Consider the following 12,974-nt stretch of genomic DNA (forward strand, 5'->3'; position numbering starts at 1 on the left):
TGCGCCCCTGTGCCTGAGGGCCGATGCTGGACCCGTGATGGACGAGATGGAGTTCTGGGAGCTGGTGGACGCCACCCGCGAGGCCGCCGAGGGCGATCCCGAGGAGCAGGCCGACGTGCTCGTGGACCGGCTTCTCCAGCTTGACCCGGACATGATCCTGGACTTCGCCCGTCACTTCGAGGCCCGCTACAACCGCGCGTACACCTGGGACCTGTGGGGCGCCGCCTGGGTGCTCCTGGACGGGGCGAGCGACGACGCGTTCGACTTCTTCCGCTGCTGGCTGATCGGCCAGGGCCGCGAGATCTACGAGGGCGCGGTGCACGTCCCGGACTCCCTGGCCGAGCTCCTGGACGACTTCGACGAGGAGGTCGACGGCGACGGCGAGGAACTGGGCTACGCGGCGGACGAGGCGTACGAGCAGCTCACCGGCACGGTGGCCCCCGACCTGGGCATCGCCCCGGCCCCGGCGGAGCCGGAGGGCACCCCGGTCGACTTCGAGAACGAGTCCGCCCTCGCCGAGCGCTACCCCCGCCTGTGGGCCCGCTTCAAGGAGTGAGAAGAGGTCTGAACCGGGACGGCTACTGCAGAAAGCCGTTGAGGTCGTCCACAGGGTACTTCGCGTGGCTGCCGCGCGTGGAGACGTGGCCGAACCCTGCGCGCTCCAGGGCTTTGGCGATCTCGGTGCCGGACAGACCCGTGGGCACGGCGGGACTCACGCGACTCGGACCTCGACGGGTGCGGTGATCACATCGGTGACCTCGGGGGCCGGGGCGTCCTCGAAGTAAAGTTCCAGGGCTTCGCGAAGGTTGTCGAGGGCCTCCTCGATGGTTTCGCCCTGGCTGGTGACCTCGGCCTGGAGGCAGCGGGCCACGTACCACTCGCCTTCGCGCGTGATCGCGGCGGTGAGATGCAGTGCATGCGACGTCATGGACAAAGTCTGGCACGCCTACCCGCCGTCGTCTTGCGTGTGCTGTCAGTCCCAGCAGCCGGCCTCCGCGCGCGGGGCCTCGATACTGCTGAGGCTCACGCGGCGGCGCGACGCCGGTTGGTGCTGTCCGCCGGGATGTACGCCTGCGGCTGCTCGGCCCGCACCGTGTGGTGCATCGGCGCCGCGTTGGCCTGCTCGAGCGCGGACGCCGTGACGGCGGCCGGCCCGAGGACGACCGCGGCGACGGCGCAGACGACGGTCCAGGCACTCTTCTTCATCTCGGTGCTCATCTTGATCCCCACCTTCGGTCAGTGCGTACCCCTGACGCTATGGCGCCCCGCTCAGCGGGATCAGTGAGCCACCTACGAGCAACCTGTGAGCGCGGCCCGGACGAGGGCGATGCCGCGGAGTGCGACCGGGGCTTGTGCGGTCGGAGGCGACGGGACCAGTCCCGCGCAACGTCGGCAGATGCCCGCCCCCGCGCCCCGGGGCAGCGGATCACGGCACTCTCCGCACTCGCCCGGCCGCTCGACCGGTGTGCGTGGCGCGGGTGTCCGGTTCTCCAGGCGGTACGCGAGAAGAGCCGCCGGGGCCCGCACAGGCCGGGGCAGGTCGACGGTCAGGACATGCCGGAGCTCGGCCTCCGTGGCACCGGCCGTAGCGAGCCAGCGCGCGACGAGGGGCGCGAGCCGCTCGACCTCACGGGCACCGAGCCGAAGGGCGGGGGTGTGATCGCCGAGCCGGATCAGGAAGGCCGCGGCGGCCGGGTTGGAGGTGTTCTCCTCGGTGTTCTCCCCGATAGGGGATGCGCCGACGGCCTGACCGGCCACGTCACCGGCGGGCGGGTCCTGGTCACTCGGAGCCCGTACGCCGTTGAAGGCGGCAGCGATCTCGGCGTCGGTCGTCAACGCGACGTTGGAGACAAGCACTTGCGTGGACCAGCGCCCGGTCTCCGGGTCCTGCGTCCGCCGGGTGTGAAGGTAGGCCTCTTCTTCGAGCTGCCGCCGAGCCTTGCGCACCGCAAGGCGCCCTTCCGGCATCTTCTCGCCGATGCTCTGGACGGTCTCGCGAGAGCCCTCGGGAAGAGACAGTGCCCACTGGAGCAGCCGCACGGCGGTCCCGTTGAGCCGAGGATGCCTGATGATCTCGTTCGGCGTCTGGGAGAAGAACCGGGCGGGAGGGATAGCATGCTTGAGCATCGCGGTGGACCGTTCTTCCACTCGTCGGTGAAGGCCCTCAGACCGGTGTTGGCGCACCACTGGGGGCCGCTCCGTGTTGGCGCACGGAGCGTGATGACGCGATTACTCTACCGCCGTCCGGGCGGCGAACTGCACGAAAGCCGTCCACTCGTACGCCGAGAAGGCGAGGGTGGGGTGGGACTTGGCTTTCGAGTCGCGGATGTGGACGGTGGGGGCGGAGGGTTCGAGGGCGGCTTCGAGGCACTGCCCCCCCGCGTCGCCGCTGTAACTGGACTTGAACCACGTCAAAGGCTCTGTGCTCATAGCACGCTCGCCATCCCCTCGATCAGCTTCGCGGACTCTCCCGGCGGGAGGGCCTGAGACCGGATCATGCCAAACCGCGTGACCAGTTCGCTCACCTCTTCGCGGTCCTCGATCACAAGACCTCCGGCCTGCCCTTCAACGTACGCCGCCCATTCCCGTCCGGGCGTCTCCAGCAGCGTCCAGGCACCATTGAACCCGGCATGCGACTCAACCGCGGTTGGCATGATCTGGATCGAAATGTTCCGCTTCGCCGTCAGCTCCAGCAGTCGTTCCAACTGCTTCCGCAGAACGGCCTGTCCACCCACTGGGCGCCTCAGCACCCACTCCTCGATGACCATCGCCAAGGACACGGGCGGCACCCGGGTGAGGACCGCCTGCCGTGCCATGCGAGCACACACGCGGTGCTCGATCTCCTCGTCGTATAGCACCGGCACACGGGCGCTGAGCACAGCCCGGGCGTACTCCTCGGTCTGCACAAGCCCCATGATCACATGGGTGTCATACGACCACAGGCTGATGGCCTCGGCCTCCCGCTCCACGTAGTTGTCGAACCACGACGGATACCTACGCCGTTCCAGATGCGCCGCAGCCGCCTCAATGGCCTCCCGCGCGTTCAGGAACTCCCCCGCGCGGGCGACGAACTGCGCACTCGGCATCCGTTCCCCCCGCTCGACCATCGCCACCTGCGACGCCGAATACCCGACGTACTCCCCGAACTGCTCCCGCGTACCGCCCTGCGCCTCCCGCAGGGCCCGCGCCACCGCGCCGAACATACGCATGCTGGAAGAACCCTCAGCACCATTGCTCACAGCGAACCCCCTCATCTGCACACCGCGTTGTGTGCCCCTGCCGGTACTGGCGAGGCTAGCCACTTGTCACGCACGGTGAGGGCATGCAAACGCAATCGCCACCCGAAGTGGTGCTCCAACTCCTGGCTGAACCTGAGGGATTCGCGGCCATCCGCCGTACCGTCGTCGCGCACCTACGGGACTGGGGACACGCCGATCTGGTCGACGCGGCGACGGTGTGCGTGACGGAGATACTGGCGAACGTGCACCGCCACGTGGACTCCCCCGAATGCGAGCTCAGACTGCGCACGCTCCCGGAGGGCGGCGTCCAGCTCTCGCTGGAGGACCGCTCCCCCACCCTGCCGGTCTGGCACACGGAACCCGACTGGGAGAGGGAAACGGGCCGAGGCATGTTCCTGATCGCGGCCATGGCAGATCTGCATGGCGTCACGCCGAGCCAGGACGGAAAGCGGGTCTGGGCCCAGCTGCGCTGAGGCCGTACCGGCCGGCGCCTGCTCAGGCGCTCCCGCTGGACGGGGCCAGTCCGCATGCGCCGGCCACCGCACAACGACCGTGCCGCGCGTTTCACCTGGAACGGGCATCCCTGTGCTGAAGCTCTTTGAGCACCCCGGCCACGGTGGCGTAGTCGTTGTCCACGTGGAGGACGGTGTGCCCGTGGTGAACCGCGGTGGCACAGACGAGCAGGTCGATCGCTCCGGCCGCGCGGTGCTGACCCTGCTGCGTCAGCTTGTACTGAGCGGTGTCCACCCAGCGCCAGGCGTTCTTCGGGACGGGGCAGAGATGGCACAACGTGTCCAGCTCCTCGGCCAGCTCGTCCCGGTGAGACGGACCGGTGGCCGAGTACAGGAACTCGACGCGCGTCGGCTCGCAGATGTGGAACATGCCGGCGGCGATGTGACTTTCCCAGGACCCTAGTGCTCCGGGGGTACGGAACAAGTGCCACAGCGCCGAGGTGTCGAGCAGGTAGGTGATCACTCGAAGGCCGTCCGCCGCGCACGCTTCATCGCGTTGTACGCAGCCGACGCCTGCTCGAACTCGCCCCGGGCTCCTCGCTCGGCCAGCCGCTCGGCAGCCTCCAGCCGCTTGATCCGTGCCACGTAGTCACGCAGGGCAACGTTGACGGTTTCCTTCTTGGTCGTGGTACCCATGAGCCGCATGGCCTCGGCCAGCGCCTCGTCGTCGAGGTCGATCTGAGTCACGGACACGCTGATCAACCCTCTCGTATTGGCGATGTACATGAACATGGTACATCGCCAACATGCCTGGGCGTTTCAGCGGCGCCGCAGGGTCGGGTCCAGTAGGGCCGGCGGAGTGTCGAACTTCTCGTGGGGGGCCAGGTCCGTGCCGGGGGTGACGATCGTGTCTATCGCGTCGAGGAGGTCGGCGGAGAGGACCGTGTCGGCGGCGGCCAGTTGGGTGTGCAGGTGGTCCAGGGTGCGGGGGCCGATGAGGGCGCTGGTGACGGCGGGGTGGGTGGTGACGAAGCCCAGGGCCAGCTGGATCATGGTCAGGCCGGCCTCGTCGGCGAGCTTGGCCAGTTGCTCGACGGCGTCCAGTCGGGCGCGGTTGGCGGGGACGGTGGTGTCGAAGAGCTGTGGCATGAAGGTCGAGCGGCTGGTGGTGATGTCGCGACCCTCGCGGACCGCGCCCGACAGCCAGCCCGAGGCCAGGGGGCTCCACACCAGGACACCGAGGCCGTACTGCTCGGTCACCGGCAGGACGTGGGTCTCGATGCCGCGCTGGAGGATCGAGTAGCTGGGCTGTTCGGTGACGTAACGGCTCAGGTGGTGCTCGCGGGCGGCCCACTGCGCCTGCACGATGCGGTGTGCGGGGAAGGTCGAGGAGCCGAAGTAGCGGATCTTGCCCGCACGTTGCAGGTCGGTCAGGGCCGAGAGCGTCTCCTCGTCGCTGGTCCTCGGGTCCCAGCGGTGGATCTGGTAGAGGTCGACGTGGTCCACGCCGAGGCGGCGCAGGCTGTTGTCCAGTTCGGTGATCAGCCAGCGGCGCGAGCTGCCTTGGTGGTTGCGCTCCTCGCTCATCGGCATGCCCGCCTTCGTGGCCAGCACGATGTCGTCGCGGCGGCCGGCGATGGCCTTGCCGACCATCACCTCCGACTCGCCGTCGCTGTACATGTCCGCGGTGTCGATGAGGTTGATCCCCGCCTCCAGGGCGGCGTCGACGAGGGCGGTGGCCTCGTCCTGGGTGGTGCGTCCGATCGTGCCGAAGTTCATCGCGCCGAGCGCGAGGGTGCTGACCTGCACGCCGGTCTGGCCCAAGGTGCGGTACTGCATGACGTGTCGTGCCTCCTGGCATCGCGAATAAGCGGAACCTTGTTCCGGAACCATACGGAACAAGGTTCCGCTTACGCAAGCGCAGCGGCCGTCGGCTTGCTCAGGCGCTGCCCGCCCGGCCCAGGTCCGGCACTCCGGCGGAAGCGGTTCGTTGCTGCGGGAACACCCGGTCGGGGTCCGCGTGCGGGTCCGGGTGGGGATCGGTGAGGTCGCGTACCGCTTTCTCGGCCAAAGCGTTGACGGCCGTATTGAATTGCTCCATGGAAGTCGGGTGATCCGGGCCCAGAACGTATTCCTTCAGGGTGCGGCGATCGGCGGCCATGGGGTCGTGGTGGGGTGCGCGCACCGCGTCCAGAATTTCCGGTAGGCGCGTGCAGTCGCGGTCCAGGAGATACGCGCCGCCCGCCGTGGTGTACGCGGCGCGGAATTCCTCGTCGGGAAGATCGTGGGCATTGGTCAGGACATAGGGCTTGAGGCTCGCGACGAAATCGGCGACCACGGAGGAGACGTCGCTGATGAGGATGTCCGCCTGGTCGAAGCACTCGTAGAGGGTGGGGAGTTGCCTGAGTACGACGTTGTGGCGGACGGGGCCGCGGGACTCCCAGAAGACGCGGTGCCACTCGGCGCGCAGGGCCTGCCACTCGGCGGCGCCGCCGCGGTCGGGTATGCGGGCGTCGCGGGTCTGCTGGGTGTAGTCGCCCTCGCCGCGGCCGGACAGTTCGTCGAGGCGGGCCTGGATCTCCTGGAGGCGGGGCGTGGCGGCGGTCACCGCGGCCTCCGTCCGCTCGGCGTCCCGCTGTTCGTTGTCGGCGCGCAGCAGGGCGCGGATGGCCTGGTCGGCGGCGGCTGCCTCCGGCGAGCGCTTGCCGGTGAGGGGGTGGGGCTTGTAGAGGACGCGGACGTTCTCGGTGAGGAGCTTCTCGATCAGGGGCACGCCCATCGGGATCAGGGAGGTGTGGCAGTCGTCGTCGCTCCAGCCCTCCCAGGTGGGGGCGTACAGGACGACGGGCAGCGGGCCGGGCGTGTGGTCGGCGTGCAGGCGGATCGGGGACAGCTGGGGGCGGCCCACCTCGACGATGGACTCGTCGCTGATGGCGTGGCGTACGCGCTGGTAGCGGTCGCGGCCCGCCCGGCCGGCCACCCAGATCTCGTCGTAGACCTTGCTGACCCGGTTGCTGCTGGCGAGCTTGTCGCTGTCGCCGTGACCGATGAAGACGTGCTTGGCCTCGGCGACGCGCAGCATGTGCACGTTCTTGCCGGCGTTGCCGGGGTAGAGCACGACGCGGACGCCGGACAGGTCCAGCTCGGCCAGGTCGTCGGCCTTGGGCACGCAGACGACCGGGATCCAGGTACGGCTGAGGTGACGGAACGAGGCCTTCTCGCGAAGGACGATCACCGGGCGGCGGTCGAGCTGCTCCAGCGTCTCGATCCACATGTTGACCTGGTACATGAAGTCCCGGGAGACGGCGGCGAAGCTGAAGTACAGGGCCACCTCGGGGCGGTAGCCGGCCAGTTGCCGGTTGACCTCGGCGATCATCTCGTCCCGGCCGGGGGTCCGGCGGGCCGCGCGGAAGTGCCGGAGCAGGGCCAGTACCGCCGCGACCGACAGGCCGGTCGTCAGCGCGTAGCCGATGGCCGCCGGGTACCGCTCCCCCGTCGCCAGCGCGGCCAGCAGCCCCGCGTGGGCCGGCAGGTCGAGGTGGAGGAGCTTGCGCAGGACGCGCCGGTAGAGGAGGGCGGGCGGGCTCTGCGGGATGCCCGCACCGCTCATGTCCAGGTTGCGTACGACCACGGGCAGGCCGCGCCGGATGCTGATGGCGCGGTGCAGCGCCGAGTACAGCATGACGAGCGCGAAGTGGACGCTGAGGACGACCAGTCCGGCGATCAGCACCGCGTCCGGCGCGTCCATCCGGTCGGCCAGGGCGAGCAGCATCACCGTCCTGATGGCGAACCGCATGGTGCGGCTGAGCTGGAGCGTCGCCAGCCGGCGCACGAAGCCGGGGGCGCGGGCGTGCAGCACCTCGTCCGCGAGGTACGTCACCGCCGAAGCCGCGGCGAATCCCCACAGGGACGGCAGCAGGGCGAAGACGGGCAGCGCCGCGAAACCGGCGCCGAACAGCAGCACCAGGAATAGCTCGGTCTTCCCGCGCACCCGCAGGGCAGCGCAAAGCCAACGGATCGGCCTGGACAAGGATTCCCCCCGGAATTCTGTCTTCTCGCTTGTTTGGCCAGTTCGACAGGGACGGGGGGCGAATGGTTGTACACCTGGGCGACAGAAATAGTTCATCTTCCGTTGAGTAATGCGGAGAATGCGGAAGCGGACGTTCTACTTTCGCCGGCCCTGAAGTCGTGCCGCCGTCTCCCGGATGGCCGGGAGTTTCGCGGTGAGGGCCGCGCCCGGGCAGGTCGTCATATAGCCGTCGTTGTGGCCGGCGACGGCGGGGAGGGTGGCCGTGGTGCCGCTCTTGAAGCGGCTGTAGCTGTTGCTGGAGACCAGGGCCACCCGGGACCGCGGGTCGATGTCGGCCAGGCCGAGCTTCCAGGCGGTCAGTGCGGCGATCGCGTCCGTCATGGCCCGCGGGACGGGGACCCCGGCGGTGAAGGTGCCGAGGGCGGCGATGCCGGCGGTGCGGTGGTTGAAGCCCAGGGTGTGGGCGCCGGTGACGGCCCGGTCGGCGCCGCCGGCACGGCCCTCGTAGATGGTGCCGCAGCGGTCGACGAGGAAGTTGTAGCCGAGGTCGTCCCAGCTGCGGGCGCCGGTCTGGCCGGAGTAGAGGTCGCGGATGATGCGGGGCGTGTCGGCGCAGGCGTAGCCGTTGGGCGAGTCGGTGTGGTGGACGAAGACGGCGACGACCTTGTCGTCGTAGCGCGGTGGCGGCTGGGTGTGCCGGGCGATGGCGATGTCCAGCCATGCCGTGCGCGGCATGATGCGCGGGCGGGCGGCGCGGTGGTGGACCACGGGATCCGCCTGGCCCGCGCCGGAGCGGGCCGCCGTGGTCCGGGCGTGCCGCGCCTCGGCGACCGCGTCCTCGACCCCCCGGGCGCACAGCGCGGGCGCGATGACGGCGGCGAGGCCGGGCAGGCAGCCCAGCACGGTGCGGGCGGCGGCGCGTGCGTCCATGGCCCCAATGTCGGCGGGGTCCGCTGCGTCCGCGATGTGCGATGTGCCACCTGGCGGAACCATCGTCCTGGTCCAGGACGTTTCTGGGGGTACACGCACACGTGGCCGGATCCAGCGGTGCCGGGTGCGTGTAACTGATCACTGGGCCCGTCCCACCCGTATTAGGGGGTTCCGAGAGAAAGGCGGCTCCGTGGACTTGCTCGACCTGGTGCTTGCGCTGGTGATCCTGGCCTACGCGGCTTCCGGATACCGGCGTGGGCTGGTTGCCGGTTGCGTCTCGCTGGCCGGGTTCGTGGGCGGGGCGGTCGTGGGTGTGTGGGTGCTGCCGTGGGTGATGGACCTCGTCACCCGCGGGACCCCGGCGGCGACCGTCGCCGCGGTGCTGACGGTGCTGGTCCCGGGCGTGGTGGGGCACGAGCTGGCGCTGCGGCTGCGGCGCGAGCTGGACGAGGGTCCGCTGCGGGTGGCCGACGGGGTCGGCGGGGCTGCGGCGAACTCGGTCGCCGTGCTGATCGTGGCGTGGGTGGCCGCGAGTGTGCTGGGGGCGTCCTCGTCCCTGACGGTGACGACGGCGATACGTGACTCGGCGCTGCTGGGCGCGGTGCAGAACGCGATGCCGGACACCACGCCGACGTGGTTCTCGCGGGCGACGTCCGCCCTCACGGAGGCGGGCTTCCCGCAGGTCTTCAACCCCTTCGAGAACGAGTCGACGGCCCGGGTGGCCAAGCCCTCCGGGGACAGTGTGACGCGCAAGGCGACGAACGCCGCCAAGACGAGCACGGTGAAGATCGAGGGTGTCTCCGGCACGCAGGGACGCGAGGGCAGCGGGTTCGTGTACGCGCCGGAGCATGTGATGACCAACGCCCACGTGGTGGCGGGCATCGACGACCCGACCGTACGCATCGGGGGCGTCGGGCAGTCGTACGACGCGCGCGTGGTGCTCTTCGACCCGAACCGGGACGTGGCGGTGCTGTACGTGCCGTATCTGCGTGCCCCGGTGCTGCGCTTCGACGACAAGGCCTCGCGCGGTGACTCGGCGGTGGTCGCGGGCTATCCGCAGGACGGCGACCTCAACCTCCAGGCGGCCACGGTGGCGAACCGGGTGCAGGCGACCGGCCAGAACATCTACAACGACGCCACCGTCACCCGCGAGATCTACTCCATACGGTCGACGGTCCGGCCCGGCAACTCGGGCGGGCCGCTGCTGACCAGCGGTGGCCGGGTGTACGGCGTGGTCTTCGCCCGCTCCACCTCGGACGACGAGACGGGGTACGTGCTGACGGCGGACGAGGTGTCTTCCGACGCCGCGCGCGCGAAGGACGCGACAACGCCGGTGGACACCGGGGAACTGGTCACCTCCTGACCCCGGCTTGTTTGCTGGCCAGGGAGCACGTCTACGGGTGTTTTACCTCGATCGTGTGATGGTCTGCTTCCGGGCTTGCGGCGGCCTGGGCTGTTTGGGCTACGGTGATGACGCAATCTGGGACGCCGGGTACGGCGCCAGCGTGCGGGGCCCCCGCTCCACCGGAGTGATGGTTCGGGGCCTCCCCGTCGCCTCTGGCCGCACCCATCTGGCCAGGTCGTGAGGGAACCGGCCTCCCGGGATCGGACCACGGACAGGATCCGTGTCGCTGCCCCGGGGTCGAGTACGCCGGGGACCAGTGCGCCCACAACCGTTCGGGGCGTGCGGCTGAGAGGACTGACTCCTACTCAGTCCACAGGAACGGTGTTGTGCCCGAGTACGCGCAGTGCGCCGGGCTCCGCGTCGGCGGGCCTCCGTAAGGCCCGCCCTCCGGGGAGACGACGGCCATTGCCAGACAGGCCCCAGGAGATCTTCACGGGGCTTTCACGCGGACAACGGGCAGGATGGGCGGCATGCAACGATCACGCATCGCGGTGACCGGCGCGTCCGGTCTCATCGGCAGCGCTCTGGTGCGGTCCCTGACCGCCGACGGACACGAGGTGGTGCGCCTGGTCCGCCGTGCGGCCCGGAGCGAGGACGAGGTCTGCTGGGACCCCGAGGGGCAGTACGTGGACGCGGCCGGGCTCATCGGCTGCGACGCGGTGGTCAACCTGGCCGGGGCGGGCGTGGGCGACCGCCGCTGGACCGAGGACTACAAGAAGCGGATCCGGGAGAGCCGGGTGCTGGGCACGGCGGCGCTGGCGGAGGCCGTCGCCTCGCTCGAGGAGCCGCCACGTGTCCTGGTCAACGGCAGCGCGATCGGGATCTACGGCGACACCGGGGACCGGGTGGCCGACGAGGACACCCCGCCCGGGGACGGTTTCCTGCCGTCGCTGTGCACGGAGTGGGAGGAGGCCACCGCGCCCGCGCAGGAGGCGGGCGTGCGGACGGTGTTCGCGCGGACCGGGCTGGTGGTGGCCCGCGGCGGCGGCGCGTGGGGGCGGCTGTTCCCGCTGTTCAAGGCCGGGCTCGGTGGGCGGATGGGCGACGGGCGGCAGTACTGGTCGTACATCGCGCTGCACGACGAGGTGGCCGCGCTGCGCCATCTCATCGCCGGGGACGGGCTGTCGGGGCCGTTCAACCTGACCGCCCCGCAGCCGCTGACCAACCGGGAGATCACCGAGGCCATGGGGCGCGTGCTGCGCCGGCCGACGGCGTTCGCGGTCCCGGCGCCGGTGCTCAGGGCCGCGCTGGGCGAGATGGCGGGGGACGTGCTGGGCAGCCAACGGGTGGTGCCCAAGCGGCTGCTGGAGTCGGGGTTCACCTTCGCGTTTCCGGGGATCGAGGACGCGATCCGGGCGGCCTGATGAACTCCTGTGACCATATGCGACCGCCGTGCGACCGTGCCCTGTCCATGCGCGACTGCCTCTGACCGATAAGGGCCCTAGCCTCGAGCTGAACTCGGGTATCCCTGGAGCCTGTTGGGGGCATGACGTCTCCACCGGCCGCACAACCTCGAGGAGGGCCTCGTGCTTGAGCCCGTGTACCAGGTGGACGTCGTCATCGTGGGAGCCGGGATCGCCGGTCTCTCGGCGGCACATCGGCTGACCAGCGCAGGAGTGACGACCGCGGTCCTGGAGGCCGCCCCTGACGTGGGCGGCCGCATGTCGACGGAGAAGGTCGACGGTTTCCGGCTCGACCGGATCGGCCAGTTCCTGTCCACGTCGTATCCGGAACTACGCCTGACACCAGGGCTCGACGCCCTCGTTCTGCGCCCCTTCGCGCCCGGCGTCCTGCTGCACCGCGACGGCCGCCGGCAGCGCGCGGGCGCACCGGCGGTCGGAGGGAGCGCAAGGGGCGCACTCCATGCTGTACGCGCCCTGGCAAGCGCCCCCAGGAGCACGGCCGTGTCGCCCGTGCGCAAGACCGGCGCACCGGTCGGCGGCGCCGTCGACCAGGCCCGCCTCCAGGCTGCTCTGGTCCGGATCGCCGGTACGCCCGTCGAACGCATCCTGGCCCGCCCCGAACTCCCCGCCGCCCAGGCCCTCGCCGCCCGCGGGGTGCCCGCCCGCACCATCGACGGCTTCCTGCGCCCGCTGCTCGCCGCCCTGCTGTGCGACCCGGAGCTGACCACCTCCAGCCGGTGCGCCGACCTCGCGCTGCGCTCCTTCGCGAGCGGCCTGCTGTGCGTGCCGGAGGGCGGTGCCGATGTGCTGCCGGAACTGCTGGCGCGGTCCCTGCCCCCCGGCACCGTGCACACCGGGGTCCGGGCCACCTCCGTCGCCACCACGGTCGTGACCACCGCCGAGCACGGCGAGTTCCGCTGCCGCGCGGTCCTGCTGGCGACCGACGCGCGTGCCGCGGCCGAACTGCTGCCCGGACTGCGCGTGCCGGACTTCCACCCCGTCACGGTGGTCCACCACACGACGGACGAGCCGCCGACGACGGGCGCCTCGCTCCTGCTGGAGGCCGACCGCGGCGGCCCCGTCGCGCACACCGCGGTGGTCAGCGAGGTCGACCCGAGCCGCGCGCCCGCGGGCCGGGCGCTGGTCTCCTCGACCGTCCTCGGCAGTCCTCCCGAGGGCGTCGACACCGCCGTCCGTATGCATCTGTCCCGGCTGTACGGCACCTCGACGCGCCGCTGGGAGACCCTGGCCGTACACCACACGGCCGAGGCCGTCCCCGCGATGCGCCCGCCGCACGACCTGCGGCGGCCGGTGCGGCTGATGGCGGGGCTGTACGTGTGCGGCGACCACCGAGACACCAGCACCGTCCAGGGCGCGCTGCACTCGGCCCACCGGGCCGCCGCCGCGGTCCTGACGGACCTGGGGGCGGCGGGCTCGATGCACCGGGCGGACCCGCCGGCCACCCTGCGGAAGGCGGCCTGATCCCGGGACCCGGAAGGGACAGGGGCGGGTCAG

General features: G+C 70.7%; 16 protein-coding genes. 5 read left to right on the forward strand and 11 right to left on the reverse strand.

What is annotated here, in order from left to right; translation table 11 throughout:
• The first annotated feature begins 37 nt into the window (after positions 1–37).
• The gene (locus tag ACH45E_RS12830) at positions 38–556 is read left to right on the forward strand and encodes a DUF4240 domain-containing protein (RefSeq protein WP_361438212.1); all 519 of its coding nucleotides are present in this window, start codon (positions 38–40) and stop codon (positions 554–556) included.
• 22 nt (positions 557–578) lie between these two features.
• Here the strand turns inward: ACH45E_RS12830 and ACH45E_RS12835 are convergent, their stop codons facing one another.
• The 6 genes from ACH45E_RS12835 to ACH45E_RS12860 all read right to left on the reverse strand — a co-directional run bounded on the left by ACH45E_RS12835 (position 579) and on the right by ACH45E_RS12860 (position 3,209).
• A complete protein-coding gene (locus ACH45E_RS12835; RefSeq protein WP_361437606.1) occupies positions 579–716 on the reverse strand; it encodes a hypothetical protein in 138 nt (45 codons plus the stop codon).
• Positions 713–928: a type II toxin-antitoxin system HicB family antitoxin gene (locus ACH45E_RS12840; RefSeq protein ID WP_361437609.1), complete on the reverse strand. Its 216-nt coding sequence runs from the start codon at positions 926–928 to the stop codon at positions 713–715. The genes ACH45E_RS12835 and ACH45E_RS12840 overlap by 4 nt, the downstream gene beginning before the upstream one ends.
• Positions 929–1,023: 95 nt before the next feature.
• Positions 1,024–1,218, reverse strand: coding sequence for a hypothetical protein (locus ACH45E_RS12845; RefSeq protein ID WP_361437611.1), 195 nt, complete (start codon positions 1,216–1,218; stop codon positions 1,024–1,026).
• A 72-nt stretch (positions 1,219–1,290) separates the two neighbouring features.
• Positions 1,291–2,127, reverse strand: coding sequence for a hypothetical protein (locus ACH45E_RS12850; RefSeq protein ID WP_361437613.1), 837 nt, complete (start codon positions 2,125–2,127; stop codon positions 1,291–1,293).
• 102 nt (positions 2,128–2,229) lie between these two features.
• Entirely contained in the window at positions 2,230–2,430 is a 201-nt protein-coding gene (locus ACH45E_RS12855) for a DUF397 domain-containing protein (protein WP_361437615.1), read from the reverse strand.
• Complete coding sequence (locus ACH45E_RS12860) at positions 2,427–3,209, reverse strand: helix-turn-helix transcriptional regulator (protein ID WP_361437617.1); 783 nt, start codon at positions 3,207–3,209, stop codon at positions 2,427–2,429. Before ACH45E_RS12860 ends, ACH45E_RS12855 begins: the two co-directional genes overlap by 4 nt.
• Before the next feature lie 113 nt (positions 3,210–3,322).
• Here ACH45E_RS12860 and ACH45E_RS12865 point away from each other — a divergent pair, with 113 nt between their 5' ends.
• Positions 3,323–3,712 (forward strand): ATP-binding protein, encoded by a 390-nt coding sequence (locus tag ACH45E_RS12865; protein WP_361437620.1) that lies wholly within the window; start codon positions 3,323–3,325, stop codon positions 3,710–3,712.
• A 91-nt stretch (positions 3,713–3,803) separates the two neighbouring features.
• On the opposite strand, the gene ACH45E_RS12870 is transcribed toward ACH45E_RS12865, so the two are convergent.
• From ACH45E_RS12870 to ACH45E_RS12890, 5 genes are all read right to left on the reverse strand, one after another.
• Positions 3,804–4,214 (reverse strand): PIN domain nuclease, encoded by a 411-nt coding sequence (locus tag ACH45E_RS12870; protein ID WP_361437622.1) that lies wholly within the window; start codon positions 4,212–4,214, stop codon positions 3,804–3,806.
• Positions 4,211–4,444: a type II toxin-antitoxin system VapB family antitoxin gene (locus ACH45E_RS12875; RefSeq protein WP_361437624.1), complete on the reverse strand. Its 234-nt coding sequence runs from the start codon at positions 4,442–4,444 to the stop codon at positions 4,211–4,213. The genes ACH45E_RS12870 and ACH45E_RS12875 overlap by 4 nt, the downstream gene beginning before the upstream one ends.
• A 66-nt stretch (positions 4,445–4,510) precedes the next feature.
• Positions 4,511–5,530: an aldo/keto reductase gene (locus ACH45E_RS12880; protein WP_361437626.1), complete on the reverse strand. Its 1,020-nt coding sequence runs from the start codon at positions 5,528–5,530 to the stop codon at positions 4,511–4,513.
• A 100-nt stretch (positions 5,531–5,630) separates the two neighbouring features.
• The gene (locus ACH45E_RS12885) at positions 5,631–7,682 is read right to left on the reverse strand and encodes a hypothetical protein (protein WP_361437628.1); all 2,052 of its coding nucleotides are present in this window, start codon (positions 7,680–7,682) and stop codon (positions 5,631–5,633) included.
• 174 nt (positions 7,683–7,856) lie between these two features.
• Positions 7,857–8,651, reverse strand: coding sequence for a peptidoglycan recognition protein (locus tag ACH45E_RS12890; RefSeq protein WP_361437630.1), 795 nt, complete (start codon positions 8,649–8,651; stop codon positions 7,857–7,859).
• A gap of 190 nt (positions 8,652–8,841) precedes the next feature.
• Here ACH45E_RS12890 and ACH45E_RS12895 point away from each other — a divergent pair, with 190 nt between their 5' ends.
• From ACH45E_RS12895 to ACH45E_RS12905, 3 genes are all read left to right on the forward strand, one after another.
• A complete protein-coding gene (locus ACH45E_RS12895; RefSeq protein ID WP_361437632.1) occupies positions 8,842–10,014 on the forward strand; it encodes a MarP family serine protease in 1,173 nt (390 codons plus the stop codon).
• A gap of 512 nt (positions 10,015–10,526) precedes the next feature.
• Entirely contained in the window at positions 10,527–11,420 is an 894-nt protein-coding gene (locus tag ACH45E_RS12900) for a TIGR01777 family oxidoreductase (protein ID WP_361437635.1), read from the forward strand.
• Between the two features lie 162 nt (positions 11,421–11,582).
• Positions 11,583–12,941: an NAD(P)/FAD-dependent oxidoreductase gene (locus tag ACH45E_RS12905; RefSeq protein WP_361437638.1), complete on the forward strand. Its 1,359-nt coding sequence runs from the start codon at positions 11,583–11,585 to the stop codon at positions 12,939–12,941.
• Positions 12,942–12,974: the final 33 nt, after the last annotated feature.

Origin of the sequence: Streptomyces sp. NPDC020299 (assembly GCF_044387825.1) — a bacterium.
Taxonomy (GTDB): Bacteria; Actinomycetota; Actinomycetes; order Streptomycetales; family Streptomycetaceae; genus Streptomyces.